The organism is Burkholderia sp. 22088 (assembly GCF_052045915.1).
GTDB classification, from domain to species: domain Bacteria; phylum Pseudomonadota; class Gammaproteobacteria; order Burkholderiales; family Burkholderiaceae; genus Burkholderia; species Burkholderia cepacia.
Genome location: NZ_JBQEPY010000025.1, coordinates 73,894 through 100,784, shown reverse-complemented (window position 1 = coordinate 100,784; position 26,891 = coordinate 73,894). Strand labels below are relative to the sequence as shown.

The window sequence follows — 26,891 nt, the reverse complement described above, 5'->3', positions numbered from 1 at the left end:
ATGATCGCGACTCGAATCCTGCGCCGGCCGCGCGCATTGATCGTCGGCTGCGGCGACGTCGGCATGCGCTGCGTTGCGCAATGGCGCGACACGCATCGCAACCTGCGGATCTTCGCGCTGACGAGCCACCCGGCCCGCCGCGACGAACTGCGTGCCGCGGGCGCGACGCCGATCGTCGGCGACCTCGATCGCCGGGCGACGCTCGGCCGCCTTGCGGGTCTGGCCCGCACGATCCTGCATCTCGCGCCGCCGCAATCCGACGGCCGCGACGACCGGCGCACGCGTGCGCTGATCGCCGCAACGACCGTGCCCGCGCGTCGTCCATCGACTCCACCAGCGCCGGCGGTCGGCCGGCTCCGAACGCTGCGCACCGCTGCACGGCAGGCCGGCGCACCCGTTCGGGGAGCGCGTATTGTACCCGACGGCCTTCGCGCGCCGAGGCTCGTCTACGCGAGTACGACGGGCGTATACGGTGACTGCGGCGGCGCGCGCATCGACGAGACGCAGCCCTTGCGCCCCGCGAATCCGCGCGCGTTCCGACGCGTGTCGGCCGAGCGGCAACTGCGCGCGGCGACGGTGCGCGGCGTGCTGTCCGCGCGCATCGTGCGCATTCCGGGCATCTACGCGGCGAACCGCCTGCCGGTCGCACGGCTCGAGCGCGGCACGCCGGCACTCGAGCCGGCCGACGACGTCTACACGAACCACATCCACGCGGACGATCTCGCGGCGATCCTGCGCCGCGCGGCCGAACGCGGCAAGCCGGCGCGCGCCGTGCACGCGTCGGACGACAGCGAACTGCGGATGGGGGAGTATTTCGACCGGGTCGCGCAGGCGCTGGGCCTGCCGAGGCCGCCACGCGTCAGCCGCGCGGACGCCGAGCGTCAGCTCGAGCCGACCCTGCTGTCGTTCATGCGCGAGTCGCGGCGCCTGTCCAACGCACGGCTCAAGGCCGAATTGTGCGTGACGTTGCGGTATCCGACCGTAGACGATTTCCTTCAAACGCTCGCGCCGGGCAGCGCGTCAGGTCAGCGCCGGTAATGCCTCGATCAGCAGGAAGCACAACAGCGCGCCGATCAGCGCGCCAATCAGGTTCGGATGATATTTGTGCTTCAGGTGCATCGCGGCCAGCAGGCCGCCGATCACGATGACACCGATGACCGCGAACGCGATCATCATGTACGACAGTTCGAAAGTATGGTTGATGTTCATGATGTCTCCCCTGCATCGCTGCTCGTACAGCTTGTCATTTCAGTATAGCGGGGGAACATGCGGCAGGGATGCGGCCGGACGTCGAACGGTCGTGCGGATTTTCCCTTACAGGGTTTCGACGGAATTGCGAAGCGCTGAAAGGTCGGCGTCATCGAGCCAGCGCCACGCACCCGGTGCGAGATCGCCCGGCAGCGCGAAGCCGCCGATGCTTTCGCGATGCAGCGCTTCGACGCGATTGCTCGCCGCCGCGACCATGCGCTTGACCTGGTGATACTTGCCTTCGAGGACGGTCAGCGCGAGCGCGTGCGGTGCGCGCGCGTCGGCGGCGACCGCCGCGATCGGTTTCGGCTCGCCGTGCAGCTGCACGCCGGTGCGCAGCGCATTCAGCTGCGCATCGTCGAGCGGATGGCGCACGGTGGCCACGTAGGTCTTCGGCACCTTGCGCTTCGGCGACGTGTACGCGTGCACGAACTGGCCGTCGTCCGACAGCAGCAGCAGGCCCGTCGTGTCCTGGTCGAGACGTCCGACGCACTGCACGCCGCGCGCGACGAGCGGCGCGGGCAGCAGGCTGAACACGCTCGCGTGGTGTTGCGGATCGCGCGAACACTCGTAGCCGGCCGGCTTGTTGAGCGCGAGATACGCGCGCGCGTGGAACGGCCACGCCGTATCGTCGACCGAGAACACAAGGCCGTCGGTATCGAACGCGGCGTCGGGGTCGTCCGCGCGCGCGCCCGCCACGCTGACGCGGCCCGCTTCGATCAGGCCGCGGCACTGGCGGCGCGAGCCGAAGCCCTGGGTGTAGAGAATGCTTTCGAGATCCATAGCGCGCGCATTCTATCAAGCGGCGCGCGGCCGGCGTGAACCCGCATGCGCTGGTAAGCTGCCGGTACGCCGCGCGGGGCGCGGCGCCCGTTCATTCTTCACGGAAAGTCCATGCCTTTCGCTTCGCTCCCGTTCGGCCGCAAGGCTGCCGCCTTCATCCTCGCCGCAACCGTCTCGTCGGTTGCGTTCGCGCACGCGCATCTCGCGAAGAGCGACCCGGCGGCGGGCGCGGCGGTGGCCGCCGCACCGGCTGCCGTCACGATCGACTTCACCGAGCCGCTGGAGCCGGCGTTCAGCTCGATCGTCGTCGTCGACGGCAACGGCAAGACGGTGTCGAACGGCCGTGCGCGCGTCGACGCGTCGAACCGCAAGCGGATGACGGTGCCGCTCACGGCGGTCGGCACGGGCGCCTATACGGTGAAATGGGTAGCCGTCGCGACCGACGGGCACCGCACGCAGGGCGCGTACGGCTTCAGCGTGAAGTGACGTGACGCAACGGCGGCGGCAGGCCCGTGCCAGGGCTGCCGTTGCCTCCATTCGACAGGGAGTCCCGCATGAATCCGACGACGCTCGACGCACTCGCCGATTTTCCCCGTCAGCTCGAAGCTCATTTCGCGGCCGTCCCCGACGGCTACGCGCGCTGGACGCCCGACGACTGGGCCGGAATCCCGAGCGAGCACTTTTCGCCGCTCGGACAGCTTTGCCACGTGCGCGACATCGAGACCGACGGTTATCACGTGCGGCTGCGGCGGATGCTCGAGGAAGACCGGCCGCTGCTCGTGTCGATCGATGGCGACGCGCTCGCGATCGAGCGCCGCTACAACGACGCGTATGCGTCCGACGTGCTCGCGGCGATCCGCGAAGCACGGCGCGAGACGCTGGACCTCGTGGCGCGCCTCACGCCCGAACAGCTCGCACGCACCGGGGCGTTCGACGGTTACGGCTCGCTGACCGTGCGCGGGCTCGTCCACTACCTGTGCAGCCATGACCAGCAGCATCTGGCCGGCATGCAATGGCTGCTCGGCAAGATCGACGCGGCGCTGTACGCGCGCTGAGCCGGCCGGCATCCGCGGAATCGATCGGTGATTCCGGAAATCTTGTCGGTGCGGCAGGCCGCATTACCTTGCGGCGATTGGATCGATTTTCTGGATAATCCATCCAGCCGCGACCGGCTGACCGGTGCGTCGCGCGTGCCTACACTCCAGGATTCGTTCATCGAGAAAAGGAGTCCACCGTGGCAATTCATACGCTCGCAGACAAGGTCGTCCTGATCGCAGGCGGCGCAAAGAATCTCGGCGGCCTGATCGCCCGGGATTTGGCGAGCCACGGCGCGAAGGCAGTGGCAATTCACTACAACAGCGCCGCATCTCAGGCACAGGCCGAGGAGACGGCCGCCGCGGTGCGCGCGGCCGGCGCGGAGGCTGCCACGTTCCAGGGCGACCTGACGACGGCCGCCGCGGTCGAGAAGCTGTTCGACGACGCGAAACAGCGCTTCGGCAAGATCGACATCGCGATCAACACGGTCGGCAAGGTGCTGAAGAAGCCGTTCACCGAGATCAGCGAGGCCGAGTACGACGAGATGTTCGCGGTCAACAGCAAGTCGGCGTTCTTCTTCATCAAGGAAGCGGGGCGGCACCTCGAGGATCACGGCAAGCTCGTCACGCTCGTGACGTCGCTGCTCGGCGCGTTCACGCCGTTCTATGCGGCGTACGAAGGATCGAAGGCGCCGGTCGAGCATTTCACGCGTGCGGCGTCGAAGGAATACGGCGCGCGCGGGATCTCGGTGACGGCCGTCGGGCCGGGTCCGATGGACACGCCGTTCTTCTATCCGGCCGAGGGCGCCGATGCGGTCGCGTATCACAAGACGGCGGCCGCGCTGTCGCCGTTCAGCAAGACGGGCCTGACCGACATCGAGGACGTCGTGCCGTTCATTCGCCATCTCGTCACCGACGGCTGGTGGATCACGGGCCAGACGATCCTGATCAACGGCGGCTATACGACCAAGTAATCGACCAAGTAATCGTTCGGGCAACGCGCCGCTTCGGCGGACGTCGCGGGGTGCGGCGTGCACCGCAATGGCGCGTTTGCGTGGACAATGGACGGGCGCGCGGCCTCGCGGCTGCGCGCCCGTTTTTCTGTGCCGCCGGACCTTGCCGCGACGCGCGACAGCCGGCGGCGACGCGCTTCCGAATCTACGTTCCCTGCCGATGGACAAGCTGGATCAGGTCAGAATCTTCCTGCAGGTTGCCGAGATGGGCAGCTTCATCAAGGCCGCACACGCGCTCGACGTGCCGCGCGCGACCGTGTCGGCGGCCGTCCAGCAGCTCGAGACGGGGCTCGGCACGCGCCTCCTGCATCGCACGACGCGCCAGGTGCAGCTGACTGCCGACGGCGCGTTGCTGCTCGAACGCGGCCGGCGCCTGCTCGCGGAAGCCGACGAACTCGACCGCCTGTTCCGCCGCCGCGACCGCGACGTGATCGGCCGGCTGAACGTCGACGTGCCGAGCCGGATCGCGCGGCGCATGGTGGCGCCCGCGCTGCCGTCGCTGTTTCGCCGTTACCCGAAGCTGCAACTGTCGCTCGGCTCGACGGATCGGTCGATCGACCTGGTGCAGGAGGGTGTCGACTGCGCGATCCGCGTCGGGCGGCTCGCGGACAGCAGTCTCGTCGTGCGGCCGCTCGGGCAGTTCACGCTGATCAACTGCGCGAGCCCCGACTACCTGCGCGAATGCGGCGTGCCCGAGCATCCGGACGCGCTCGCGCACGGACACTGGGCGATCGGCTATGCGTCGCCGACGACCGGGCGTGAACTCGACTGGGAATACTGCTCGGACGGCCAGCGGTACACCCTCACGCTGCCGAGCCGCGTGATCGTCAACAACGCCGAAACCTATATCGCCAGCTGCATCGCCGGGATGGGGCTGATCCAGATTCCGCGCTTCGATGTCGAGCATCTGCTCGACAGCGGGGCGCTGGTCGAGGTGATGCCGGGCCATCGGGCCGCGCCGATGGACGTGTCGGCCGTGTATCCGCACCGGCGCCATCGTTCGCGCCGGCTCAATGCATTCGTCGAGTGGTTCGGCGAGCTGATGGCGAGCGCGCTGACGAGAGGTGGAGAGGACGGAGAGGGTGACTGACCGGCGCGCGGTTCGCGTCGCGTGCCGCCGCGCCGGGTTCAGCCGGGCAGCGCCGCGAACCGCCGGCTGCGCCCGGTATCCCGCACCGCATCGATCAACGCCGCACCCGCGCCGTCCGGTTTTGCCGCGAACGCGTAGAAGCGCGCGGCCGGGAGTGCCGGCAGACCGTCTTGCGGCCCGCATTCGCGCAAGCCGTCGCGCAGCTGGCTGCGCGCCAGCGCGGTGACCGCGAAGCCGGCGAGCGCGGCCGACACGCAGCCGGCCATGCTGCCGCTCTCGAACAGCACGCGAAACGGGCGCAGCGCGGCGGCGAGTGCCGCGACGGCGGCTTCGCGATAAACGCACGGCTGCGGAAACAGCGCGAGCGGCACCTCACCTTCGGCGTCGAGCGTGCGATCCGACGCGAACGCCCACACGAGCGGCTCTTCCCACAGCAGTTCGCCCGGCGTGTCGACCTGCCGGCACTGCTTGCCGAACACGACGTCGAGCCGGCCGAGCGTCTGCTCGCGCAGCAGCGACGCGGTGATGCCGACCTTCAGTTCGATCGACGTGCGCGGGTGGCGGTCGCGAAACGTGCGCAGCACGTGCGGCAGCCACGCGCCCGCGAAATCCTCCGACGCGCCGACCCGCAGCGGCCCGTGCGCCGGCGCGCCGCGCAGCCTCGCGCGCACTTCGCGCTCCATGTCGACGATGTTGCGCGCGTACGCGTACAGCGTGTTTCCGGCCGGCGTGAGCGCGATGCGGCGCGTCGTGCGCGCGAGCAGCACCGTGCCGGCTGCCTGTTCGAGCCGCTTGATGTGGCCGCTGACGGCGGACGGTGTCAACGCAAGCCGTTCCGCGGCCGGCGCGAACCCGCGGCTGTCGACGACTTCGAGGAAGGTGCGCAGCAGCGTGATGTCGAGCGCGGTCGACGCGGGATCGGTCAGCGGTTCCATGGTTCGATTCAACACAATACGCGAAGAGTGAACAATGATACTCCGCGAATCGTGATGAACGACCGGCCTACCATCGTGCACTCGGATCGACCCGACGGAGTGCACGATGACGACCTACGCGCATGCGACGACCGCGTCGCTGGATATTGCCTATCTCGAATGGAACCCGCGCGGCGAGCGCGTGGCGGTACTGCTGCACGGCTGGCCGGACAGCCCGATCGGCTGGGACGCCGTGGCGGCGACCCTTGCCGCGCGCGGCTACCGCGTGCTCGCGCCTGCGCTGCGCGGCTTTGCGCCGACGCGCTTTCGTGACGCATCCGTGCCGCGCAGCGGCCAGCTCGCGGCGCTCGGACGAGATGTGCTCGACTTCGTCGATGCGCTCGGTCTCGAGCGGCCCGTGCTGGTCGGGCACGACTGGGGCGCCCGGGCGGCCGCGAACGCGTGCGGGCTGCGCGATGACGCCGCATCGCATCTCGTGATGCTGTCGGTCGGATACGGCACCAACGATCCCGGGCAGCCGCTGTCGCTGCAGCAGGCGCGCAATTACTGGTATCACTGGTTCATGGCGACGCCGCGCGGCGAGCAGGCGTTGCGCGACGATCGCCGCGCGTTTGCCCGTTTGATGTGGGACACGTGGTCGCCACCGGGCTGGTATCGCGACGGCGATTTCGAGGCGGCGGCAGACGCGTTCGACGGGCCCGACTGGATCGACGTCGTCCTGCATTCGTATCGGCATCGGTGGGGATTCGCGCCCGGGACGCCGGCCCATGCCGGTGACGATGCGCGCCTGAATCCCGCGCCGGTGCTTGCATTGCCGACGCTGGTGCTGCACGGCGGCGCGGATACCTGCAATCATCCGGACAGCTCGGCCGGGCGTGAGCGCTTCTTCACGGGCCGCTACGCGCGGCAGGTGCTGGACGGCGTCGGCCACTTTCCGCAGCGCGAGGCGCCGGCGGCGGTTGCGGAAGCGATCCTCGGGTTCTGCGGGCCGCGCTGATGCGCGCCGGCGCGCGCGGCGCCCGGCGCGCACCGGATCAACTGCCGACGCGGGCGGCCAGCAGGTCGGCGAGGCCGATGTTCCTGAACATCTCGCGGCGGACGCGATCGCCGACGCGGAACACTTCCTCCGCGCCGTCCTGCGACGGATCGACGAATACGCGGTACGGGCGCTTGCCGGCGGGTGCGGCGACGATGTCGGCAATCGCCGTCGCGACGGTGCCGGCATCGGCGTCTGCCGGTTCGAGCGCGGCGAGGCCCTGCAGTGCCTGCCCGGCGACGCCCGCATAGGGGCCGTCGTCGTAGGCGGCCTGCACGGCCGCATCGGCCGGCTTGCCCGCGTGGGCGAAGTGATTCGTGCCCTGGGTGAAGGCGCCCGGCACGACGATCGACGTCTCGATACCCCAGCGGGCGAGTTCGGCGGCATAGGACACCGCGAGCGAATCCATCGCGGCCTTCGCGGCGAAGTAAGGGGCGAGGAACGGCGGCGTACCGCCGCGTGCGGACGACGACGACACCCAGACGAGCAGGCCGCGGCCCTGACGGCGCAGGTGCGGCAGCGCCGCGCGGTTGACGCGCTGGGTCGACACGACGTTGGTGTCGTAGAGCTGGGCGATCTGCTCGGGCGTGAACGCTTCGGCCGGACCGAACACCATGTGGCCGGCATTGTGGACGATGATGTCCAGGCGGCCGTTGTCCGCGATCACGCGATCGATGGCGGCACCGACGGACGCGTCGTCGCCGACGTCGAGCTCGACGGTGCGCAGGTCGACCCCGTGCTCCTGCGCGTAGGCGGCAATGGCGGCGACGCGCGGCGCGTTGCGGCCGGTGCTTTCGCGCATCGACGCGTAGACGGTATGGCCGGCGCGGGCGAGCGCCTGGGCCGTCAGCAGGCCGAAGCCGCTGGACGCACCCGTGACGAGAATGACTTCCTTCATGATCGATCTCCGGTAAGCGGGGGGCGAGGCAGGCGGCCCGTCAGCACATGCCGCCGTTGGCGCGCAGGACCTGGCCGTTGATCCACGCGCCGTCGGGGCCGGCGAGGAATGCGACGACGCGCGCGATGTCGTCGGGCTGGCCGAGCCGCTCGAGCGGGTTCAGCTTCGCGAGCCGATCGACGAGTTCGGGGCTCTTGCCCTGCAGGAACAACTCGGTCGCGACCGGTCCCGGCGCGACGGCATTCACGCGGACGCCGCGTCCGCGCATTTCCTGCGCGAGCACCTGCGTCAGGCTTTCGACTGCCGCCTTGCTGGCGACGTACACGCCGTAAGTCGGCATGCGCATGCCGATCACGCTGGTCGACAGGTTGATGATGCGTCCCTCGTCGCGCACCCGCCTGGCCGCTTCGCGGCATACGTTGAACGTGCCTTTCACGTTGGTGGCGATCGTTTCGTCGAAGAGCGCATCGTCGCAGTCGGCGATGGTCGCCAGCTTCATCACGCCCGCGGAATTGACCACGACATCCACGCCGCCGAATGCAGCTTGCGCGGCGTCGAACAGCGCGGCCACGGCCGCCGGGTCGGCGACGTTCGCCTGCACCGCGACGGCATGGCCGCCGTCGGCGACGATCGCGTCGACCACTTCGCGGGCCGGGCCGGCGCTCCCGGCATAGTTGACGATGACCCGGAAGCCGTCCCGGGCGAGCTGGCGCGCGATTTCCGCGCCGATGCCGCGCGATGAACCCGTGACGAGGGCGACCTGTTCCGATGTGCTCATGTCCTGCTCCTTGGTTCGTGAGTGCCGAGCGATCCGGCGACAGGACTAATGTAGGCTTCCTCGGCCAATAAAAATAATGAATAATGAGAAGATCAAGAATGACTGAAAGTATGTCTTATGGCATTCGACAGCAGGCTTTTGAGCGGGATCGGCGTACTTTCGGCGGTGATCGAGGCCGGCACCTTCGCGCGGGCCGGCGAAGCGATGGGATTGACGCAGCCGGCGGTGAGCCGTGCCGTCGCCCGGCTGGAAGAGCGCGTCGGCATCCGGATCTTCAACCGCACGGCGCGCGCGATCACGCTGACCGACGAGGGCCGGCGTTTCTATGAGGCGGTCGCGCCGCTGCTGGCCGGCATCGAGGAGGCGGCGATCGACGCCGGCCAGTCGAAGGCGCGTGTCAGGGGGCGGCTGCGCGTCAATGTCGACGCGACCTTCGGCCACTACGTGCTGGCGCCGAAGATGGCCGAGTTTCTCGAGCGCTTCCCCGACCTGTCCGTCGAGATCAGCGTGCGCGACCGGATGGGCGACCTCGTCGCCGACGGGTTCGACGTGGCCGTGCGATTCGGCATTCCGGAACCATCGTCGTATCGTGCGCGGCTGCTGCTGGAAACGCGCGTGCTCACCTGCGCGTCGACGGCCTATGTCGCGCGTCATGGCGAACCGCGGCATCCGCGCGACCTCGCGGACGGGCACCGTTGCGTGCTGATCCGCGACCCGGTGACGGGGCGGCCGTTCGAATGGGAATTCCATCGCGGCAAGGAAGTGGTGCCGTTCGATGCCGCCGGCCGGCTGATGGTCAACGATACGGGCATGCTGCTCGGTGCGTGCCTGGGCGGCGCGGGGATTGCGCAATTGCTGGAACTCTATGCGCGGGACATCCTGGCTGAAGGGCGGCTGGTGCTGCTGTTGCCGGAATGGGCGGACGAGACGTTTCCGCTTTACGCGTATCACCACGCGTCAAACCTCGTCTCGGCGAAGGTGAGGGTGTTTCTCGACTTCGTTCGCGAACTGATGGCCTGAGCGCGAGACGCGGCCGGCGGCAGGACGGCCGGCGCTTCATTCGGTGCGATGCGGGATGTTGTCCGGGAACGGATACGGTGCGTGCGGGCCCGGCCAGTCAGGCACCGGCGGCGCGGTGAGGACGTCGCATCCGCCCAGCACGAGCACGAGCGCCACGGCGAGCACGCGGCGGCGGAGCGGGGATGAAATCGTGCGCATGGACATGGCGTGCCTCCGTGCCGCGCATCCTCATGATGCTTGGACCGTTGCGCGGGCGCGCGCGTTGCGGCGCGTGCGGCAAAAACAAAAAACCCGCGAAGCGGCGAGCTTGCGCGGGTTTCGACAGATGCAGCGCGTGATGCTGCGAAATACTGGTGCCCAGGGCCGGAATCGAACCGGCACGCCTTGCGGCGGGGGATTTTGAGTCCCCTGCGTCTACCAATTTCACCACCTGGGCTTGATCCTGGCCGCGCATGCGATTGTGCGCGGCGAAACGCGGATTATGTCTGAAATCCCGGCGCCGGGCAAGCTGCCCCGGTGCCGGTCGTGCACGTCACTGGCTCAGATAGACGAACCGGCCCTGCTTGACGATCCCCATCACGCTCGCGCGCTGATCGAGCCCCACATGATCCTTGTCGCTGGTATTGACGACGCCGTTCGGCACGACGAGCTCGTGCGCGCGTTCCAGTTCGCGCCGCAGCGCCGCACGGAACGCGGGCGTGCCGGGCTGAGCGGCCTTCAGCGCGCGGCCGACCGCATCGGCAAGGCGTGGGTACACGCCCGCCGCGTCGCCTGCGAACTGCGTGACCGTGCCGGCGCCGTATTTCGCCTCGTACGCGTCGACGAACGCGAGCGCGGCCTTGCGGGCCGGATGATCGGCCGGCAGCGTGCGCGCGACGACCACCGGCTGGGTCGGGAACAGCGTCCCGTCGACGTCCTTGCCGCCGAGCTTGATGAATTCCGGCGTCGCGATCCCGTGCGTCTGGTAGACCGGGCCCTTGTAGCCGCGCTCGATCAGCGTGCGCTGCGGCAGGACGGCCGGCGTGCCCGAGCCCGCGATCAGGATCGCGTCGGGTTTCGCCGCGATCAGCTTCAATGCCTGGCCCGTGACGCTCGCGTCGGTGCGGTTGTAGCGCTCGGTCGCGACGACGCGGATCTTGCGCAGGTCCGCGAAGCGCGTGAACTCGTTCAGCCAGCTGTCGCCGTAGCTGTCCGCGAAGCCGATGAAACCGACCGTCTTCACGCCGTGGTTGGCCATGTAGCGCGTCATCACGTCGGCCATCGCGCGGTCGCTCTGCGCCATCTTGAACGCCCAGGTTCGCGCGCCTTCCTGCGGCTCGACGATCGCGCCGGAGCCGACCAGCGTGATCATCGGCGTCTGCCCGGCCGCGACCGCGTCGAGCGCCGCGAGCGCGGCCGGCGTGATGTTCGGCCCGACCACGACGTCGACGTGATCCTCGTCGACCAGCTTGCGGATGTTGCGCACCGCGGTGCCCGGGTCGGATGCATCGTCGAGCACCGTCACCTGCACCGGCTGCCCGGCGATCGTCTTCGGCCACATCAGGATGGCGTTCTTGCTCGTGATGCCGATCGCGGCGGCCGGGCCGGTCGACGACAGGTCGACGCCGACCTTCAGGTCGGCATGGGCGGCGGCACAGGCGAGCGCGAGCGCGCCGGCGGCGGCGCGGCGCAACAGGGCGGGAAGCGTCATGCGGGATTCTCCGTCGGGCAACGAAAAGGGGCGCGGTTCAGATTCGCGCCCCTGTGTTTATACAGGCCGGTCAAAGCTCGTACGATTCGGATTCGCCCTTGAGCGCCTGTTCGATCAGCTTGCGGTTCAGCGTCGGCGACAGCAGTTCGACGAGCGTATACACATAGCTGCGCAGGTAGGCGCCCTGCTTGAGCGCGACACGCGTCACGTTGCTGCCGAACAGGTGGCCGACCGGGATCAGCCGCAGGTTGCGGTCGCGCTCGGGGTTGAACGCGATGTCGGCCATGATCCCGACGCCCAGGCCGAGCTCGACGTAGGTCTTGATCACGTCGGCGTCGATCGCCTCGAGCACGATGTCCGGCGACAGCCCGCGCAGCGCGAACGCATGGTTGATCTTCTTGCGGCCCGCGAACGCGTCGTCGTACGTGATCAACGGGTACTGGGCGAGATCGTCGAGCGTGACCGGCTTGCGTTCGAGCAACGGGTGGTCGGCCGGCACGACGGCCGCGTGATGCCACTGGAAGCAGGGCAGCGACACGAGCTCCTTGTAGTCGGAGATCGCCTCGGTCGCGATCGCGAGATCGGCCTGGTCGTGGATCACCATCTCGGCCACCTGCGTCGGGCTGCCTTGCAGGATCGACAGGTGCACCTTCGGAAAGCGCTTCTTGAATTCGGCGATCGCGGCCGGCAGCGAGTAGCGGGCCTGCGTGTGGGTCGCGGCGATGGTCAGGTTGCCCTGATCCTGCGCGGCGTAATCTTTCCCGACCCTTTTAAGGCTTTCAACCTCCTGAAGAATCCGCTCGACCGACGCGAGGATGATCCTGCCCGGCTCGGTGAGCGAGCGCACGCGCTTGCCGTGCCGCGTGAAGATCTCCACGCCGAGCTCGTCCTCGAGCTCGATGATCGCCTTCGATACCCCCGGTTGCGACGTGTAGAGCGCCTTGGCGGCCTCGGTGAGGTTGAAATTCTGCCGGACGGCCTCGCGCACGAAGCGAAATTGGTGCAGGTTCATTTATAACCCTTCCGCATATCAACAGAATTTTTTAGTCGTTTGAAATATAAGGCGAGTTTATTACGATTCACCGGAGTTTTTCAAATATGGATATCTGTTTTCGTCATTAGCAATCCAGCCGCCAGCGGTTGGGGGCGGTGACGGCGGAACGGAGATTCGGGCGCGACGTGGCTAGGACGTCGCGCGGTCACCACGAAAACCCTGGGGTCCCCGAATGTATCAGTACGACCAATACGACCAGACGATCGTCGACGAGCGTGTCGCGCAGTACCGCGATCAGGTGCGCCGCCGGCTGTCGGGCGAGTTGAGCGAAGAAGAATTCCGTCCGCTGCGCCTGCAGAACGGCCTGTACATGCAGCGCCACGCGTACATGCACCGCATCGCGATTCCGTACGGCAACCTGCGCAGCGACCAGCTCCGGATGCTGGCGCGCATCGCCCGCGAACACGACCGCGGCTACGGCCACTTCTCGACCCGCTCGAACATCCAGTTCAACTGGATCCAGCTCGAGGAAACGCCCGAGATCCTCGCGAAGCTCGCGTCGGTGCAGATGCACGGCATCCAGACGTCGGGCAACTGCATCCGCAACATCACGGCCGACCAGTTCGCCGGCGTCGCCCAGGACGAAGAGATCGATCCGCGCCCGTGGTCGGAAATCCTGCGCCAGTGGTCGACGTTCCATCCCGAATTCGCGTGGCTGCCGCGCAAGTTCAAGATCGCGGTGTCGGGCTCGAAGGACGACCGCGCGGCCGTGCAGATTCACGACCTCGGCGTGTACCTGAAGAAGAACGCGCAGGGCGAAGTGGTCGCGAGCATCCTCGCGGGCGGCGGCCTCGGCCGTACGCCGATCATCGGCGCGGTGATCAAGGAAGACCTGCCGTGGCAGCACCTGCTGACCTACTGCGAAGCCGTGCTGCGCGTGTACAACCGCTACGGCCGCCGCGACAACCTGTACAAGGCGCGCATCAAGATCCTCGTGAAGGCGCTGTCGCCCGCGAAGTTCGCGCAGCAGGTCGAGGAAGAGTGGCAGCACCTGAAGGACGGCCCGTCGACGCTCACGCAGGCGGAAGTCGATCGCGTGTCGCAGTACTTCCAGCCGCCCGTCTACGAGAAGCTGGCCGACACCGACGCATCGTTCGAACAGCACCTGCTCGAGAACAAGGCGTTCGCGCGCTGGGTCGAGCGTAACGTCGCACCGCACAAGGTGGCCGGCTATGCCGCCGTCACGCTGTCGCTGAAGGATCACCGCATCGCGCCGGGCGATGCGACCGACCAGCAGATGGACCTGGTGGCCGACTGGGCCGACGCCTATTCGTTCGGCGAGCTGCGCGTGTCGCACGAGCAGAACCTGATTCTCGCGAACGTGAAGAAGCGCGACCTGTTCGAGGTCTGGGAAAAGGCGAAGGCGGCCGGTTTCGCGACGCCGAACATCGGCCTGCTGACCGACATCATCGCGTGCCCGGGCGGCGACTTCTGCTCGCTCGCGAACGCGAAGTCGATCCCGATCGCGCTGGCGATCCAGCAGCGTTTCGACGATCTGGACTACGTGTACGACCTCGGCGACCTGTCGCTGAACATTTCCGGTTGCATGAACTCGTGCGGTCACCACCACGTCGGCAACATCGGCATCCTCGGCGTCGACAAGGACGGCGCCGAGTGGTACCAGGTGTCGCTCGGCGGCGAGCAGGGCACGGGCCGCAACGGCGCGCGCCTCGGCCGCGTGATCGGGCCGTCGTTCTCTGCGGAGGAAGTGCCCGACGTGATCGCGAAGCTGATCGACACGTTCGTCGAATCGCGCGTCGACGGCGAGCGCTTCGTCGACACGTACGACCGCATCGGCATCGCGCCGTTCAAGGAGCGCGTGTATGCGGCGCGCCAGGCAGTGAACGCGTAACCAACCGGGTAGAAGGAATTAGCAGATGGCTTCGATTATCAAGAACCGCGCAGTGATCGACGATGCATGGCAGGTCGTGCGCGCGGCGGAAGACGGTGCACTGCCGGCGGTCGACGCGTTGCCGGCCGGCAAGGTGCTGGTGCCGTTCGCATTGTGGCAGGCCGAGCGCGCGGCGCTCGTCGCCGCGAAGACGAAGGACGAGCTCGGCGTGTGGCTCGCCCCGGACAGCGAGCCGGCCGATCTCGTGGCCGACTTCGGCGCGATTTCGCTGGTCGCCGTCGACTTCCCGCGCTTCGCGGACGGCCGCGGCTACAGCATCGCGCGCCTGCTGCGCGAGCGCCACGGCTGGACGGGCGAACTGCGCGCGATCGGCGACGTGCTGCGCGACCAGTTGCTGTACATGTCGCGTTGCGGCTTCGACGCATTCGCGGTGCGCGCCGACAAGGACATCCACGACGCGCTGAACGCGTTCACGGAATTCACGCAGCGTTATCAGGGCGCGTTCGACCAGCCCGAACCGCTGTTCCGCCGCCGTGCCGCGGCGGCCGGCGTGGCGCAAGCGAAGGTGGGCGCATGAGCACCGCCGCCGCCACCGCGCTGAGCCCGGAACTCGCCGCGAAGGTCGAGCGCCTCGACGCGCTGCTCGCGCAGATCGGTGCGCGTCACGAGAAGGTGAAGTTCGCGAGCAGTCTCGCGGCGGAAGACATGCTGCTGACGCACGCGATCCTGTCGAAGGGCGTCCGGATCGGCATCTTCTCACTGAACACGGGCCGCCTGCATGCGGAAACGCTCGGCATGATCGACCGCGTGCGCGAGCGCTACGGCTACGAGATCGAGCAGTTTCATCCGCAGCAGGACGCGGTCGACCAGTACGTCGCCGAGCACGGCCTGAACGCGTTCTACGAAAGCGTCGAGCTGCGCAAGTCGTGCTGCCACATCCGCAAGGTCGAGCCGCTGAATCGCGCGCTGGCCGACGTCGGGGCATGGGTCACGGGCCAGCGCCGCGAGCAGTCGGTCACGCGTGCCGAGCTGCACGAGGAAGAGCAGGACGAAGCGCGCGGGATCGCGAAGTACAACCCGCTCGCCGACTGGACGGAAAGCGACGTGTGGGCGTACCTTAACGCGTTTGACGTGCCGGTGAACCCGCTGCATGCGCGCGGCTATCCGAGCATCGGCTGCGAGCCCTGTACGCGGGCGATCCGCCCCGGCGAGGACAGCCGCGCGGGCCGCTGGTGGTGGGAGTCGCGCGACACGAAGGAATGCGGCCTGCACATCACGATCACGCCGATTCCCGCGGACGCCGTTGCCGGCGCCACGCACTGAAAGCCTGACAAGAAACTGAATATTGCGCCGCCCGCGACAGCGGGCGGCACGAACCCAGAAGAGAAGGACTGAAATCATGAGCACGACGCTCGAGCAATCCGCCTTTGCCCCGCCCGCCGGTGCCGACAAGCGCATGGGCCACCTCGACTGGCTCGAAGCCGAGTCGATCCACATCCTGCGCGAACTGGTCGCCGAATGCAGCAAGCCGGCGCTGTTGTTCTCGGGCGGCAAGGATTCGGTCGTCGTGCTGCATCTGGCACTGAAGGCGTTCGGCCTCGGCGCGAACCGCAAGACGACGCTGCCGTTCCCGCTCGTGCACATCGACACGGGCCACAACTACGAAGAAGTGATCGACTTCCGCGATCGCCGCGCGAAAGAACTCGGCGCCGAGCTGGTCGTCGGTCACGTCGAGGATTCGATCAAGCGCGGCACGGTCGTGCTGCGCCGCGAAACCGATTCGCGCAACGCCGCACAGGCCGTCACGCTGCTCGAGACGATCGAACAGCACGGCTATACGGCGCTGATCGGCGGTGCGCGCCGCGACGAAGAGAAGGCACGTGCGAAGGAGCGGATCTTCTCGTTCCGCGACGAATTCGGCCAGTGGGATCCGAAGGCGCAGCGCCCGGAACTGTGGAGCCTGTACAACGCCCGCCTGCACAACGGCGAGCACCTGCGCGTGTTCCCGATCTCGAACTGGACGGAACTCGACGTGTGGCAGTACATCGCGCGCGAGAACCTCGAACTGCCGTCGATCTACTACGCGCACCAGCGCGAGATCGTGCGCCGCAACGGCCTGCTCGTGCCGGTCACGCCGCTCACGCCGATGCGTGACGGCGAGACGAGCGAGCTCGCGCAGGTGCGCTTCCGTACCGTGGGCGACATCAGCTGCACGTGCCCGGTCGAGAGCGACGCGGACGACGTCGAGAAGATCATCGCCGAGACGGCGGTGACCGAGATCACCGAGCGCGGCGCGACCCGGATGGACGACCAGGCCTCCGAAGCCGCGATGGAACAGCGCAAGAAGCAAGGTTATTTCTGAAGCACACGAGGACATTCACATCATGAGCATCATCGAGAACACCGAAGACCTCGGCGTGTTGCGCTTCATCACCGCAGGCAGCGTCGACGACGGCAAGAGCACGCTGATCGGCCGCCTGCTGTACGACAGCAAGGCCGTGCTGTCCGACCAGCTGTCCGCGCTGTCGCGCGCGAAGAACAAGCGCACGGTCGGCGACGAGCTCGACCTCGCGCTCCTGACCGACGGTCTCGAAGCCGAGCGCGAGCAGGGCATCACGATCGACGTCGCGTACCGCTACTTCGCGACCGCGAAGCGCAAGTTCATCATCGCCGATACGCCGGGCCACGAGCAGTACACGCGCAACATGGTGACGGGCGCATCGACCGCGCACGCGGCGATCATCCTGATCGACGCGACGCGCGTGACGGTCGAGAACGGTGTCGCCGACCTGCTGCCGCAGACCAAGCGTCACAGCGCGATCGTCAAGCTGCTCGCGCTGCAGCACGTGATCGTCGCGATCAACAAGATGGACCTCGTCGACTACAGCGAAGCGCGCTTCAACGAGATCCGCGACGCGTACGTCACGCTGGCGAAGCAGCTTGGCCTCACCGACGTGCGCTTCGTGCCGGTGTCGGCGCTGAAGGGCGACAACATCGTCGGCGCGAGCGAACGCATGCCGTGGTACGCGGGCGAACCGCTGCTCGACGTGCTCGAATCGCTGCCGGTCGAGACGCAGGCGCATGACGCGCTGCGCTTCCCGGTGCAGTGGGTTGCGCGCCAGGACGGCAGCTCGGCCGACGATTTCCGCGGCTACATGGGCCGCATCGAGTCGGGCGAAGTGAAGGTCGGCGACGAGATCGCCGTGTTGCCGTCGAACCGCACGGCAACGGTCGCCGAGATCGTCGCGCCGGTGCCGGGCGGCACCGCGTCGGTCGCGCACGCGTTCGCGGGCCAGACCGTGACGATCCGCCTCGCGGAAGACGTCGACGTGTCGCGCGGCGACATGTTCGTCACCTCCGGCGAGCCGGTTGCACCGGCGAAGAAGCTCGAAGCCGATCTGTGCTGGTTCGACGAGACGCCGCTGTCGCCGCAGCGCAAGTACCTGCTGAAGCAGACCACCAGCACGGTGTTCGCGAAGATCGGCGGCGTCAAGCAGGTGCTCGACGTGCACACGCTGTCGCATGCGACCGACCGTCACGACCTGAAGATGAACGACATCGGCCGTGTCGCGCTGACGCTGCAGAAGCCGATCGTCTGCGACACGTACGACGCGCATCCGGGTACCGGTGCGTTCGTGCTGATCGACGAGGCGACGCATCATACGGTCGCCGCGGGCATGATCCGGGCGTTCTCGGCGTAATCGTCAATCTGCGCGGCAAACCGCGCCGCCGCACGGCGGCGCGGGCCGTCTGCAAACGTCCGCACGGACGAAGCGAAGCGACAAACATGGGCAAGGTGTATCTGATCGGAGCAGGGCCGGGCGCGGCGGACCTCATCACGGTGCGCGGCGCGCGGCTGCTCGCGCAGGCGGACGTCGTGCTGCACGACGCGCTCGTCGAGCCCGCGATGCTCGACTACGCGCCGAACGCGCACCAGATCGCGGTCGGCAAGCGCTGCGGGCAGCGCTCGACCGCGCAGCACTTCATCAACAAGCAGATCGTCGATGCGGCGCGCGAGCACGCGTGCGTCGTGCGGCTCAAGGGCGGTGACCCGATGCTGTTCGGTCGTGCCGAAGAGGAGATGCGCGCGCTGGAGGCGGCCGGCATCGACTACGAGGTCGTGCCGGGCATCACCGCGGCACTGGCCGGCGCGGCGACGCTGAAGCGTTCGCTGACGCTGCGCGGCGTGTCGCGCAGCGTCGCGTTCGCGACGCACAGCCGCGCGCCGGGCAGCGACGAGATCCGCGAAGCCGCGCGCGCCGATTCGATCGTGTACTACATGGGCCGCGACAGCGCGCCCGGCATCGCGCAGGAACTGATCGACGCAGGCCGTGCGCCGGCGACGCCCGTGGCGATCGTCGAGGCGTGCAGCACCGCGCGCGAGCGCACGCTGACGCTGACGCTCGCGCAGATGGCGGCGGGCGACGCGCAGGCGTGGCTCGATCCCGCGGAACCGAGCCTGCTGATGATCGGCGACGCGTTCGCCGAGCGCGCCGGACAGGCGAAAGAGGGCGATTCGCTGCGAAATGCGGCCTGAGCGGGGCGGCCTGAGCGGGATCCCGCCGCAGTCCGAAACAAAAAAGCGCCGGCTTCATCAAGCCGGCGCTTTTTCTTTGTGCACGCTAACCGCTAACCGCGTGGCTTACGCGTTGCCGTCGATCTGGTCGATACAGTAGCGCGCGATCGCGTCGAGCACGCCGTCGTCTTCGCCGACGGCCGTCGCGCAGCGGATCTCGATGCCCGGATGCGCGGCGCGGCACGCATCGACGAGTTGCGGCAGATCGCGGCGGACATGGCCGCCCTGGCCGAAGAACACGGGCACCACGGTGATGTGCGAGCAGCCGGCCGCGACCTGCGCGGCGACCGCGTCACCGAGCGTCGGCGTCATCAGTTCGAGGAACGCGAGCGACACGTGGGCCGCGGGGGAGGCGGCGCCGCGCAGCCGCGCGGCGAGCCGCTCGAACGGCTCGGCCCAGCGCGGGTCGCGGGCGCCGTGGCCGAACAGGACGATGCCGTGCGAACTCATGTCGAAGCCTCCGTCGTGACGCGGCGCTCAGTGCCGGTCGACCCACTTGAGCGCGAACAGGCCGAGCGCGAGATAGATCAGGCCCGGCGTCGCGGCAGTGAGCGGCGCGGGCCACGTGTTCAGCGTGCCGATGTGCGAGAACAGCGTGTTGAGGAGCTGGAAGCTCATGCCGAGCATGATGCCGCCGAACACCTTCACGCCGACCACGCCAGCCCGCGTGTGCAGGTAAGCGAACGGCAGCGACAGCACGAGCATCACGAACACGGCGAACGGATACAGCAGCTTGCGCCACAGTGCGATGTCGTAGCGCTGCGTGTCCTGCTGGTTCTCGCGCAAGTGCTGGATGTAGCGGAACAGGTTGATGAGCGACATGCGCTCCGGCGACACGAGCAGCACCGACAGGATCTGCGGCGTCAGGTCCGAACGCAGCCGGTATTCGGGCAGCGATACCTGCTGCGACCGGTACACCGGGTTGAGCGCGTCGGCCGGCTGGCCGCTGATCGGCTTGATCGGCGTCAGCTCGGTCTCGGAGACGCCTTTCAGCAGCCAGTGGCCGGGCGGCTCGTAGCGCCCCGTCTGCGCGATCCGCACGTTCTGCAGCTGGAATTTCGAGTCGAATTCGTAGATGCGCACGTTGCTGATCGTCGAGTCGGGCGACAGGCTGCCGACGTTGACGAAACGCGTGACCTGCTCGCCGTTTTCGCGGGCCGCGAGCGTGTCCTTCACCCACACGCCCGACTGGAAGTTCGACGACACCGATGCGCCGAGCGCCTGCAGCCGCACGCGCTCGGACAGCTGATCGGCGTACGGGCCGACGAATTCGCCGATCAGGTAGGTGACGATCACGAGCGGAATGCCGATCTTCAACAGCGAGCGCAGCGCCTGGTTGGTCGCGAGACCCGACACGCGGAAGATCGTGAATTCCGAGTTCGCGGCCATTTGCGCGAACACGTAGATCGCGCTGATCAGCGCGGCGACCGGGATGATCTCGTAGAAGCGCGACGGGGTCTGCAGCGCGACGCGCAGCACCGCGTAGCCGAACTTGTAGTTGCCGTGCCCGACCGAGTTCAGTTCGCTGATCAGGTCGAAGAAGAAGAACAGGCCCGAGAACGCGAACAGGATGAAGACGAACGTGACGTAGATCTGTCGCGCGAAGTACTTTTCATAGAGCCGCATCGATCATGCTCCCGAGCGGCCGAACAGCGCGCGTGTAAACAGCGGACGATTGCGCACGCGCAACCAGAAGATGAACGCGACGATCGCGGCGACGACGAGGTGCAGGCCGACCAGGCCGACGCCGAACGACATCTTGCCCTGCTCGATCTGCGCCTGCACGACGTTCAGCAGGTTCGAGTACGTGAGGTAGATCAGCACGGCCATCACGAGGTTGATCGTGCGGCTGCGGCGCGGGTTCTGGTACGACAGCGGAATGCCGAGCACCAGCAGGTTGATCGCGATCAGCGGCAGCCCCGCGCGCCACGCGAATTCCGCGAGGTTGTCGCGCGTCGGGTTGCGCAGCAGGTCCGGCGTCGGGGTGCTGTTCGTGGTCGGCACGTTGGTGACCGGCGTGCTCGTGATCTTCACGCCGTAGCGCTCGAACTCCATGATCTTGAAGTTCGGCTGGCCGGGCGTGCCGTCGTAGCGGCGGCCGTCTTCCAGGACGACGAAGCGGCTGCCGTCGCGCGTTTCCGTGTGACCCGTCTGCGATACGACCACGTTGACCTTGCCGTTCTCGGTCGACGTGACGAACACGTTCTGCACCTTGCTCTGGTCGGGCGTCATCTTCTCGATGAAGAACACGCGGTGGTTCGTGGCCGACTCGCGGAACTGGCCCGGCGCGAGCAGCGAGATCTCGTCGCGCTGTTGGAAGCGTGCCTTGATCATCTTGCTTTGCTGGTTCGACCACGGCCAGCCGACGAACGCGAAGAAGGCGATCAGCAGGATGATCGGCGTGGCGAACACGCCGATCGGCTTGATGAGGCGCGTGAGGCTTACGCCCGATGCGAGCCACACGACCATTTCGGAGTCCCGGTACCACCGGGTCAGCACGAACAGGATCGACACGAACAGCGTGACGACGAGCATCACGGCGAGGTAGCCGATCACGGTGAGGCCGATCAGCACGAGGACGTCCCGCGGATCGATTTCACCGGACGCGGCGTAACCGACGATGCGGATCATCATCGTCGTGAGCATGATCGTGAGCAGCACCATGAACACGGCGCCAGCCGTATACGCAAGCTCGCGCTGGAGGGAGCGTTCGAAGATCATTCTTGATGAGAAGAGGGCGGGAGGCTGCGCACGCGTAGCGGAGCGCTCGCGCCGCCACGGGAAAAATAGCGGATAATTGCGGCTTTCATCCTTAGCCCAGATTTTATCCGAGGACAAGCGCGATGGACTTTAGCATAAAAGGCTGTGATTGGAGCAAAGGCGAGGCGAAGGGGTTCCTGACCGGGAAGTCCGATTGCATCGTGCTCGGCATCTTCGAGGCGCAGACCCTCTCGGGCGCGGCGCTCGACATCGACACGGCCACCAAGGGACTGATTTCGCGCGTGGTGAAGGCCGGCGACATGGACGGCAAGCGCGGCAAGACGCTGTTCCTGCACGAAGTATCGGGCATCGGCGCGTCGCGCGTGCTGCTCGTCGGCCTCGGCAAGCAGGATGCTTTCAACCAGAAAGCCTATAACGACGCAGCGACGGCCGCGTGGCGCGCGCTGCTGGCGACCAAGGTCGTCCAGGTCACGTTCACGCTTGCGCAACTGCCGGTCGACGAGCGCAGCTCCGACTGGGGCGTGCGTGCGGCGATTCTCGCGCTGCGCAACGAGACCTACCGCTTCACGCAGATGAAGAGCAAGCCGGAACCGGCGTCGCACACGCTCAAGCGCGTCGTGTTCAGCGTCGATCCGTCCGACGAAAAGGCCGCGAAGGTCGCGGTCAAGCAGGCCGTCGCGCTTGCGAACGGGATGGATCTCACCCGCGACCTCGGCAACCTGCCGGGTAACGTCTGCACGCCGACCTACCTCGGCAACACCGCGAAGAAGATCGCGAAGGATTGGGGCCTGAAGGCGGAAGTGCTCGGGCTCAAGCAGATCCAGGCGCTGAAGATGGGCTCGTTCCTGTCGGTCGCGCGCGCGTCGGTCGAGCCGCCGCAGTTCATCGTGCTGCACTACCAGGGCGCCGCCGCGAAGGCCGCGCCGGTCGTGCTGGTCGGCAAGGGCATCACGTTCGACACGGGCGGCATCTCGCTGAAGCCGGGCGAGGGCATGGACGAGATGAAGTACGACATGTGCGGCGCCGGTTCGGTGCTCGGTACGATGCGTGCGGTCGCCGAGATGGGCCTGAAGATCAACGTCGTCGCGATCGTGCCGACCTGCGAGAACATGCCGGGCGGCAACGCGACGAAGCCGGGCGACATCGTCACCAGCATGAAGGGCCTGACGATCGAGGTGCTGAACACCGACGCCGAAGGGCGCCTGATCCTGTGCGACGCGCTCACGTATGCCGAGCGCTTCAAGCCGGCCGCCGTGATCGACGTCGCAACACTGACGGGCGCGTGCGTGATCGCGCTGGGCGGCCACAACAGCGGCCTGTTCTCGACGAACGACGCGCTTGCGGGCGAACTGCTCGACGCGTCGCGCGAGGCGAACGACCCGGCATGGCGCATGCCGCTCGACGACGAGTACCAGGATCAGCTGAAGTCGAACTTCGCGGATCTCGCGAACATCGGCGGGCGCCCGGCCGGCGCCGTGACCGCCGCGTGCTTCCTGTCGCGCTTCACCGACAGCTATCCGTGGGCCCACCTCGACATCGCGGGCACCGCGTGGAAGGGCGGTGCGGCGAAGGGGGCGACGGGCCGTCCGGTGCCGTTGCTCGCGCAGTTCCTGATCGACCGCGCCGGCCAGTGATGGCGGTGTTGACGACGCTGCGGGTAGGCGGGCAATGACGCGGATCGATTTCCACTCGAACGTCGGCGATTCGCTCGCGTACGCGTGCCGGCTGCTGCGCAAGGCCTACCAGGCCGGGCAGCCGGTCGTCGTGCTCGCCGAGCCCGCGCGCCTGCGCGCGCTCGACGAGCGGCTCTGGACGTTCTCGCCGCTCGATTTCATCCCGCATTGCGGTGTCGACAGCGAGCACGCAGCCGGCACGCCGATCGTGCTGGCCGCGGATCTCGACCGCGCACCGCATCATCACGTGCTGCTGAACCTCGGCGCGGCCGTGCCTGCGCAGTTCGCCCGCTTCGAGCGCCTGCTCGAAGTGGTCGGCAACGCGCCGGACGAGCTGGCCGCGGGCCGGGACCGCTACCGGTTCTACCGCGACCGCGGATACGCGCTGAACAACTACAAGCAGGGCAGCTAGCCGCAACCGTCGACGGAGTGTTCCCGTGACAGAAGCCGATTCATCCTCGATCCCGACGCTGACCGACGTGCTGGTGCCGGGCAAGCCGGTGCCGGCGCGCGCGCCCGACGCTCCGCAGCCGCCCGCCGGCGCGGCGATTCCGGTGCTGACCGACGTGGTCGCGCCACGCACCACGGGTGCGGCGCCGGCCGATTCCATGCCCGACGCACTCGACCCCGATTCCGTCGTGGTCGAACCCGTGCCGACGCCGCACGTGCCGGCGGTCGAACTACCCGGAGACGAGGCGGTGGTGACTGCGACTGTCGCCGCCGCCGCGCTCGGCGAGACCGATGCGCCGGCGGAGCCCGGCGCCGCGGAACACGTGGTTGCCGAAGACTCGGCGGCGATGAGTGCGCCGCTGCGCTCGTCGCTGGCCGACGACGATGTGCTGCCGCATGCGTTCGCCGCGGTGGCGCGTGAGGCTGTCGGGCACGCGCGTGAAGCGCACATGCCGGAGGCCGCCGCAGTGGCCGCAGCGGCCGCCGCGCCGCAGCAGGATGCGCAGGCCGTGGCCGGGCTGACGCCGGAAGATGCCCAGCACATCGCCGAGCGCCTGCGCAATCGCCTGACGAACTATCTGACCGGGGAAGGGCGCGACGCCATCGAGGCCCGTTGTCGCGACGCGCTGCATGAGCATTCGGCCTGGCTGGTCGGCCAGATCACGCGCGAAGTGGCGCTGGCGCTGGAAACCGAGGTGATGGACTGGGTTCGCGACGCGGTCGACGAAGAAATCGCACGCCGCCGCGCCGGTCATGCCGGTTGAGTGCGCGGCCGTTCAGGTGAAAAACAGGGTGCGATTCCAGTAAGGGCCGGCCAAGCGGCCGGCGAGGTGCGGATCAGCCTCGGCGGGCCCGCCTGCCGGCGGAACTCCGCGCGACGGCGGTTTCCGGCCGTTGCGCCCGGATCAGCGCACCGACAGCGCCCATTGCGCGAGCGTGTGGGCTTCGGCGCTCGTCAGTTGCGTATTGGCGGGCATCGGCACACTGCCCCATACGCCGACGCTGCCTTTCACGATCGATTGGGCGAGGTAATCGACGGCGTCGCCGCGCGCCGCATACTTGCCGGCGATGTCGCGGAACGACGGGCCCATCAGCGGTTTGCCGATCGCGTGGCAGGCCATGCAGTTCTTGCGCTGGGCAAGCGCGAGCCCGTCGGCCTGGTCGGCGCGCGCCGCCGCCCCGCTGCCGATCAGCAGCGTGGCGAGCAGGACGCGCAATATCGAGTGTTTCATGCGGTTCTCCGCCGGCGGGGACGGCCGGCTTCATGACCCGCGCATTATAAAAGCAAAGGGAAAGCGCGTTTTGCGCGTTCCCCCGGCGGCCATGTTTAACGGGGTCGCATGCGGCGATGCACCCGTGTCAGCCCGTGACGGCACCCTGGTTCGCGGGCCGGGCGAGGGCCGCGAATTTCGCGAGCACGCCTCGCGTGTAGCGCGGTGCCGGCTGTTGCCACGCGGCGCGGCGGCGCGTGAGTTCCGTGTCGTCCACGTTCAACTGCAGCAGCAGCCGGTGCGCGTCGATCGTGATCGAGTCGCCTTCCTGCACGAGCGCGATCGTGCCGCCGACGAACGCCTCCGGTGCGACATGGCCGACCACCATGCCCCAGGTGCCGCCCGAGAAGCGGCCGTCGGTGATGAAGCCGACCGATTCGCCGAGCCCCTTGCCGATGATCGCGGACGTCGGCGCGAGCATTTCGGGCATGCCGGGGCCACCCTTCGGGCCGAGATAACGCAGCACGAGGATGTCGCCTGCCTGGATCCGGTCGCCGAGAATCGCATCCATCGCGCTCTGCTCGTCGTCGAACACGCGCGCCGGGCCCGTGATCACGGGGTTCTTCAGGCCGGTGATCTTCGCGACCGCGCCGTCTTCCGCGAGATTGCCTTTCAGGATCGCAAGGTGGCCTTCCTTGTACAGCGCGCGGTCGATCGGGAAGATCACGTCCTGGTCCGCGCGCGGCACGGCGGGCACGTCCTTCAGTTCGTCGGCGATCGTGCGGCCGGTGATCGTCATGCAGTCGCCGTGCAGCAGCCCCGCGTCGAGCAGGATCTTCAGCACCTGCGGAATCCCGCCGGCCCGGTGCAGGTCGGTCGCGACGTACTTCCCCGACGGCTTGAGGTCGCAGATCACGGGCACGCGCTTGCGGATGCGCTCGAAGTCGTCGATCGTCCAGTCGACCTCGGCCGCGTGCGCGATCGCGAGATAGTGCAGCACGGCATTGGTCGAACCGCCCGTCGCCATGATTACCGACACCGCGTTCTCGATCGATTCCTTCGTGATGATGTCGCGCGGCTTCAGGTCGCGCTTCACGGCCTCGACCAGCACGCGCGCCGACTCGGCGGCCGAATCGACTTTCTCCTGGTCGGGGTTGGCCATCGTCGACGAGTACAGCAGCGACATCCCGAGCGCCTCGAACGACGAACTCATCGTGTTCGCGGTGTACATCCCGCCGCACGAACCCGACGTCGGGCATGCGTTCTGCTCGACCCCTTCGAAATCCTCCAGCGACATCCGGCCTGCGGTGAATTCGCCGACGGCCTCGAACGACGAGACGATCGTCAGGTCCCGGCCTTTCCAGTTGCCGGGGCGGATCGTGCCGCCGTACACGTAGATGCCCGGCACGTTCAGGCGCGCGAGCGCGATCATCCCGCCCGGCATGTTCTTGTCGCAGCCGCCGACGACAACCACGCCGTCCATCCATTGCCCCTGCACGCAGGTCTCGATGCAGTCGGCGATCACCTCGCGCGACACGAGCGAGTACTTCATGCCTTCGGTGCCCATCGACATGCCGTCCGAAATCGTCGGCGTGCCGAAGATCTGCGGGTTCGCATCGGAGGCCTTCACGGCCGCGACGGCTGCATCCGACAGGCGCTGCAGGCCCGAATTGCACGGCGTGATCGTCGAATGGCCGTTCGCGATGCCGATCATCGGCTTGTCGAAATCGTCCTTCTGGTAACCGAGCGCGTAATACATCGAGCGATTCGGCGATCGGGCCACGCCTTGCGTGATGTGCTTCGAGCGGCGGTTGTAAGCCATGGGGGAC

The 26,891-nt window shown here is 67.8% G+C and carries 29 protein-coding genes and 1 tRNA gene; 16 read left to right on the top strand and 14 right to left on the bottom strand.

Features of this window, described 5'->3' with window-relative positions; genetic code table 11:
- Positions 1-1,038, top strand: a complete 1,038-nt coding sequence (locus ACTJLD_RS36800) for an NAD-dependent epimerase/dehydratase family protein (protein WP_059686585.1) — start codon at positions 1-3, stop codon at positions 1,036-1,038.
- Here ACTJLD_RS36800 and ACTJLD_RS36795 read toward each other — a convergent pair.
- Positions 1,021-1,209 carry a hypothetical protein gene (locus tag ACTJLD_RS36795; RefSeq protein WP_027786681.1) on the bottom strand — a complete coding sequence of 63 codons (189 nt, stop codon included), beginning with the start codon at positions 1,207-1,209 and terminating at the stop codon, positions 1,021-1,023. The genes ACTJLD_RS36800 and ACTJLD_RS36795 overlap by 18 nt on opposite strands.
- Positions 1,210-1,314: 105 nt before the next feature.
- Positions 1,315-2,031 carry a pseudouridine synthase gene (locus tag ACTJLD_RS36790; protein WP_334067068.1) on the bottom strand — a complete coding sequence of 239 codons (717 nt, stop codon included), beginning with the start codon at positions 2,029-2,031 and terminating at the stop codon, positions 1,315-1,317.
- A 111-nt stretch (positions 2,032-2,142) separates the two neighbouring features.
- Here ACTJLD_RS36790 and copC point away from each other — a divergent pair, with 111 nt between their 5' ends.
- The 4 genes from copC to ACTJLD_RS36770 all read left to right on the top strand — a co-directional run bounded on the left by copC (position 2,143) and on the right by ACTJLD_RS36770 (position 5,168).
- Positions 2,143-2,517 (top strand): copper homeostasis periplasmic binding protein CopC, encoded by a 375-nt coding sequence (gene copC / locus ACTJLD_RS36785; protein WP_440661202.1) that lies wholly within the window; start codon positions 2,143-2,145, stop codon positions 2,515-2,517.
- Between the two features lie 68 nt (positions 2,518-2,585).
- Positions 2,586-3,086, top strand: coding sequence for a DinB family protein (locus tag ACTJLD_RS36780; RefSeq protein ID WP_059697739.1), 501 nt, complete (start codon positions 2,586-2,588; stop codon positions 3,084-3,086).
- Between the two features lie 179 nt (positions 3,087-3,265).
- Positions 3,266-4,039: an SDR family oxidoreductase gene (locus ACTJLD_RS36775; RefSeq protein ID WP_021160770.1), complete on the top strand. Its 774-nt coding sequence runs from the start codon at positions 3,266-3,268 to the stop codon at positions 4,037-4,039.
- 199 nt (positions 4,040-4,238) lie between these two features.
- On the top strand, positions 4,239-5,168 hold the full coding sequence (locus ACTJLD_RS36770; RefSeq protein WP_440661200.1) for a LysR family transcriptional regulator: 930 nt from the start codon (positions 4,239-4,241) through the stop codon (positions 5,166-5,168).
- 38 nt (positions 5,169-5,206) lie between these two features.
- On the opposite strand, the gene ACTJLD_RS36765 is transcribed toward ACTJLD_RS36770, so the two are convergent.
- A complete protein-coding gene (locus ACTJLD_RS36765; RefSeq protein WP_124839298.1) occupies positions 5,207-6,103 on the bottom strand; it encodes a LysR family transcriptional regulator in 897 nt (298 codons plus the stop codon).
- Positions 6,104-6,209: 106 nt separating this feature from the next.
- Between ACTJLD_RS36765 and ACTJLD_RS36760 the strand changes: the two genes are divergently transcribed.
- Positions 6,210-7,100, top strand: coding sequence for an alpha/beta fold hydrolase (locus ACTJLD_RS36760; protein ID WP_440661198.1), 891 nt, complete (start codon positions 6,210-6,212; stop codon positions 7,098-7,100).
- A gap of 37 nt (positions 7,101-7,137) precedes the next feature.
- Here the strand turns inward: ACTJLD_RS36760 and ACTJLD_RS36755 are convergent, their stop codons facing one another.
- Together ACTJLD_RS36755 and ACTJLD_RS36750 are read right to left on the bottom strand one after the other, a co-directional pair.
- Positions 7,138-8,037, bottom strand: a complete 900-nt coding sequence (locus tag ACTJLD_RS36755; protein ID WP_091922439.1) for an SDR family oxidoreductase — start codon at positions 8,035-8,037, stop codon at positions 7,138-7,140.
- A 40-nt stretch (positions 8,038-8,077) separates the two neighbouring features.
- Positions 8,078-8,815 (bottom strand): SDR family oxidoreductase, encoded by a 738-nt coding sequence (locus tag ACTJLD_RS36750; RefSeq protein ID WP_440661196.1) that lies wholly within the window; start codon positions 8,813-8,815, stop codon positions 8,078-8,080.
- A gap of 117 nt (positions 8,816-8,932) precedes the next feature.
- On the opposite strand from ACTJLD_RS36750, the gene ACTJLD_RS36745 reads away from it, so the two are divergent.
- Positions 8,933-9,835 (top strand): LysR family transcriptional regulator, encoded by a 903-nt coding sequence (locus tag ACTJLD_RS36745; RefSeq protein ID WP_119336924.1) that lies wholly within the window; start codon positions 8,933-8,935, stop codon positions 9,833-9,835.
- 36 nt (positions 9,836-9,871) lie between these two features.
- On the opposite strand, the gene ACTJLD_RS36740 is transcribed toward ACTJLD_RS36745, so the two are convergent.
- The 4 genes from ACTJLD_RS36740 to ACTJLD_RS36725 form a co-directional block, all read right to left on the bottom strand.
- Positions 9,872-10,039, bottom strand: coding sequence for a hypothetical protein (locus ACTJLD_RS36740; RefSeq protein WP_021160775.1), 168 nt, complete (start codon positions 10,037-10,039; stop codon positions 9,872-9,874).
- 147 nt (positions 10,040-10,186) lie between these two features.
- Positions 10,187-10,271: transfer RNA gene (locus ACTJLD_RS36735), tRNA-Leu, on the bottom strand.
- 96 nt (positions 10,272-10,367) lie between these two features.
- Entirely contained in the window at positions 10,368-11,525 is a 1,158-nt protein-coding gene (locus ACTJLD_RS36730; RefSeq protein WP_021160776.1) for an ABC transporter substrate-binding protein, read from the bottom strand.
- A gap of 70 nt (positions 11,526-11,595) precedes the next feature.
- Positions 11,596-12,537: a CysB family HTH-type transcriptional regulator gene (locus ACTJLD_RS36725; protein ID WP_014896306.1), complete on the bottom strand. Its 942-nt coding sequence runs from the start codon at positions 12,535-12,537 to the stop codon at positions 11,596-11,598.
- 214 nt (positions 12,538-12,751) lie between these two features.
- On the opposite strand from ACTJLD_RS36725, the gene ACTJLD_RS36720 reads away from it, so the two are divergent.
- The 6 genes from ACTJLD_RS36720 (at position 12,752) to cobA (ending at position 18,968) form a co-directional block, all read left to right on the top strand.
- Positions 12,752-14,431 carry a nitrite/sulfite reductase gene (locus tag ACTJLD_RS36720; protein ID WP_027786705.1) on the top strand — a complete coding sequence of 560 codons (1,680 nt, stop codon included), beginning with the start codon at positions 12,752-12,754 and terminating at the stop codon, positions 14,429-14,431.
- 25 nt (positions 14,432-14,456) lie between these two features.
- The gene (locus ACTJLD_RS36715) at positions 14,457-15,008 is read left to right on the top strand and encodes a DUF934 domain-containing protein (protein WP_027786706.1); all 552 of its coding nucleotides are present in this window, start codon (positions 14,457-14,459) and stop codon (positions 15,006-15,008) included.
- Entirely contained in the window at positions 15,005-15,754 is a 750-nt protein-coding gene (locus ACTJLD_RS36710) for a phosphoadenylyl-sulfate reductase (protein WP_027786707.1), read from the top strand. Before ACTJLD_RS36715 ends, ACTJLD_RS36710 begins: the two co-directional genes overlap by 4 nt.
- Positions 15,755-15,830: 76 nt before the next feature.
- Complete coding sequence (cysD, locus tag ACTJLD_RS36705) at positions 15,831-16,793, top strand: sulfate adenylyltransferase subunit CysD (RefSeq protein ID WP_027786708.1); 963 nt, start codon at positions 15,831-15,833, stop codon at positions 16,791-16,793.
- Positions 16,794-16,815: 22 nt separating this feature from the next.
- Positions 16,816-18,132: a sulfate adenylyltransferase subunit 1 gene (locus ACTJLD_RS36700; protein WP_021160781.1), complete on the top strand. Its 1,317-nt coding sequence runs from the start codon at positions 16,816-16,818 to the stop codon at positions 18,130-18,132.
- An 86-nt stretch (positions 18,133-18,218) separates the two neighbouring features.
- Positions 18,219-18,968 (top strand): uroporphyrinogen-III C-methyltransferase, encoded by a 750-nt coding sequence (gene cobA / locus ACTJLD_RS36695; RefSeq protein ID WP_440661193.1) that lies wholly within the window; start codon positions 18,219-18,221, stop codon positions 18,966-18,968.
- A 105-nt stretch (positions 18,969-19,073) separates the two neighbouring features.
- On the opposite strand, the gene ACTJLD_RS36690 is transcribed toward cobA, so the two are convergent.
- The 3 genes from ACTJLD_RS36690 to lptF are packed head-to-tail and all read right to left on the bottom strand — an operon-like array spanning position 19,074 to position 21,728.
- A complete protein-coding gene (locus ACTJLD_RS36690) occupies positions 19,074-19,457 on the bottom strand; it encodes a sirohydrochlorin chelatase (protein ID WP_048022584.1) in 384 nt (127 codons plus the stop codon).
- 27 nt (positions 19,458-19,484) lie between these two features.
- Positions 19,485-20,633, bottom strand: a complete 1,149-nt coding sequence (gene lptG / locus ACTJLD_RS36685) for an LPS export ABC transporter permease LptG (RefSeq protein ID WP_027786712.1) — start codon at positions 20,631-20,633, stop codon at positions 19,485-19,487.
- A 3-nt stretch (positions 20,634-20,636) separates the two neighbouring features.
- On the bottom strand, positions 20,637-21,728 hold the full coding sequence (lptF, locus tag ACTJLD_RS36680; RefSeq protein WP_021160785.1) for an LPS export ABC transporter permease LptF: 1,092 nt from the start codon (positions 21,726-21,728) through the stop codon (positions 20,637-20,639).
- A 122-nt stretch (positions 21,729-21,850) separates the two neighbouring features.
- On the opposite strand from lptF, the gene ACTJLD_RS36675 reads away from it, so the two are divergent.
- From ACTJLD_RS36675 to ACTJLD_RS36665, 3 genes are read left to right on the top strand one after another with little or no spacing between them, the layout of a single operon-like run.
- Entirely contained in the window at positions 21,851-23,362 is a 1,512-nt protein-coding gene (locus ACTJLD_RS36675) for a leucyl aminopeptidase (RefSeq protein ID WP_021160786.1), read from the top strand.
- 34 nt (positions 23,363-23,396) lie between these two features.
- Positions 23,397-23,813, top strand: coding sequence for a DNA polymerase III subunit chi (locus tag ACTJLD_RS36670; protein WP_021160787.1), 417 nt, complete (start codon positions 23,397-23,399; stop codon positions 23,811-23,813).
- A 25-nt stretch (positions 23,814-23,838) separates the two neighbouring features.
- Positions 23,839-24,615, top strand: coding sequence for a DUF2486 family protein (locus tag ACTJLD_RS36665; RefSeq protein WP_440661190.1), 777 nt, complete (start codon positions 23,839-23,841; stop codon positions 24,613-24,615).
- A gap of 141 nt (positions 24,616-24,756) precedes the next feature.
- On the opposite strand, the gene ACTJLD_RS36660 is transcribed toward ACTJLD_RS36665, so the two are convergent.
- The gene (locus tag ACTJLD_RS36660) at positions 24,757-25,083 is read right to left on the bottom strand and encodes a c-type cytochrome (RefSeq protein ID WP_027786715.1); all 327 of its coding nucleotides are present in this window, start codon (positions 25,081-25,083) and stop codon (positions 24,757-24,759) included.
- A gap of 127 nt (positions 25,084-25,210) precedes the next feature.
- On the bottom strand, positions 25,211-26,884 hold the full coding sequence (gene ilvD / locus ACTJLD_RS36655) for a dihydroxy-acid dehydratase (RefSeq protein ID WP_440661188.1): 1,674 nt from the start codon (positions 26,882-26,884) through the stop codon (positions 25,211-25,213).
- Positions 26,885-26,891: the final 7 nt, after the last annotated feature.

Excerpts from the sequence above, each read along its gene's own strand:
- ACTJLD_RS36800 (WP_059686585.1), top strand. The coding sequence starts at position 1 with ATGATCGCGACTCGAATCCTGCGCCGGCCGCGCGCATTGATCGTCGGC.
- ACTJLD_RS36795 (WP_027786681.1), bottom strand. The coding sequence starts at position 1,209 with ATGAACATCAACCATACTTTCGAACTGTCGTACATGATGATCGCGTTC.
- ACTJLD_RS36790 (WP_334067068.1), bottom strand. The coding sequence starts at position 2,031 with ATGGATCTCGAAAGCATTCTCTACACCCAGGGCTTCGGCTCGCGCCGC.
- copC (WP_440661202.1), top strand. The coding sequence starts at position 2,143 with ATGCCTTTCGCTTCGCTCCCGTTCGGCCGCAAGGCTGCCGCCTTCATC.
- ACTJLD_RS36780 (WP_059697739.1), top strand. The coding sequence starts at position 2,586 with ATGAATCCGACGACGCTCGACGCACTCGCCGATTTTCCCCGTCAGCTC.
- ACTJLD_RS36770 (WP_440661200.1), top strand. The coding sequence starts at position 4,239 with ATGGACAAGCTGGATCAGGTCAGAATCTTCCTGCAGGTTGCCGAGATG.
- ACTJLD_RS36765 (WP_124839298.1), bottom strand. The coding sequence starts at position 6,103 with ATGGAACCGCTGACCGATCCCGCGTCGACCGCGCTCGACATCACGCTG.
- ACTJLD_RS36760 (WP_440661198.1), top strand. The coding sequence starts at position 6,210 with ATGACGACCTACGCGCATGCGACGACCGCGTCGCTGGATATTGCCTAT.
- ACTJLD_RS36755 (WP_091922439.1), bottom strand. The coding sequence starts at position 8,037 with ATGAAGGAAGTCATTCTCGTCACGGGTGCGTCCAGCGGCTTCGGCCTG.
- ACTJLD_RS36750 (WP_440661196.1), bottom strand. The coding sequence starts at position 8,815 with ATGAGCACATCGGAACAGGTCGCCCTCGTCACGGGTTCATCGCGCGGC.
- ACTJLD_RS36745 (WP_119336924.1), top strand. The coding sequence starts at position 8,933 with ATGGCATTCGACAGCAGGCTTTTGAGCGGGATCGGCGTACTTTCGGCG.
- ACTJLD_RS36740 (WP_021160775.1), bottom strand. The coding sequence starts at position 10,039 with ATGTCCATGCGCACGATTTCATCCCCGCTCCGCCGCCGCGTGCTCGCC.
- ACTJLD_RS36730 (WP_021160776.1), bottom strand. The coding sequence starts at position 11,525 with ATGACGCTTCCCGCCCTGTTGCGCCGCGCCGCCGCCGGCGCGCTCGCG.
- ACTJLD_RS36725 (WP_014896306.1), bottom strand. The coding sequence starts at position 12,537 with ATGAACCTGCACCAATTTCGCTTCGTGCGCGAGGCCGTCCGGCAGAAT.
- ACTJLD_RS36720 (WP_027786705.1), top strand. The coding sequence starts at position 12,752 with ATGTATCAGTACGACCAATACGACCAGACGATCGTCGACGAGCGTGTC.
- ACTJLD_RS36715 (WP_027786706.1), top strand. The coding sequence starts at position 14,457 with ATGGCTTCGATTATCAAGAACCGCGCAGTGATCGACGATGCATGGCAG.
- ACTJLD_RS36710 (WP_027786707.1), top strand. The coding sequence starts at position 15,005 with ATGAGCACCGCCGCCGCCACCGCGCTGAGCCCGGAACTCGCCGCGAAG.
- cysD (WP_027786708.1), top strand. The coding sequence starts at position 15,831 with ATGAGCACGACGCTCGAGCAATCCGCCTTTGCCCCGCCCGCCGGTGCC.
- ACTJLD_RS36700 (WP_021160781.1), top strand. The coding sequence starts at position 16,816 with ATGAGCATCATCGAGAACACCGAAGACCTCGGCGTGTTGCGCTTCATC.
- cobA (WP_440661193.1), top strand. The coding sequence starts at position 18,219 with ATGGGCAAGGTGTATCTGATCGGAGCAGGGCCGGGCGCGGCGGACCTC.
- ACTJLD_RS36690 (WP_048022584.1), bottom strand. The coding sequence starts at position 19,457 with ATGAGTTCGCACGGCATCGTCCTGTTCGGCCACGGCGCCCGCGACCCG.
- lptG (WP_027786712.1), bottom strand. The coding sequence starts at position 20,633 with ATGCGGCTCTATGAAAAGTACTTCGCGCGACAGATCTACGTCACGTTC.
- lptF (WP_021160785.1), bottom strand. The coding sequence starts at position 21,728 with ATGATCTTCGAACGCTCCCTCCAGCGCGAGCTTGCGTATACGGCTGGC.
- ACTJLD_RS36675 (WP_021160786.1), top strand. The coding sequence starts at position 21,851 with ATGGACTTTAGCATAAAAGGCTGTGATTGGAGCAAAGGCGAGGCGAAG.
- ACTJLD_RS36670 (WP_021160787.1), top strand. The coding sequence starts at position 23,397 with ATGACGCGGATCGATTTCCACTCGAACGTCGGCGATTCGCTCGCGTAC.
- ACTJLD_RS36660 (WP_027786715.1), bottom strand. The coding sequence starts at position 25,083 with ATGAAACACTCGATATTGCGCGTCCTGCTCGCCACGCTGCTGATCGGC.
- ilvD (WP_440661188.1), bottom strand. The coding sequence starts at position 26,884 with ATGGCTTACAACCGCCGCTCGAAGCACATCACGCAAGGCGTGGCCCGA.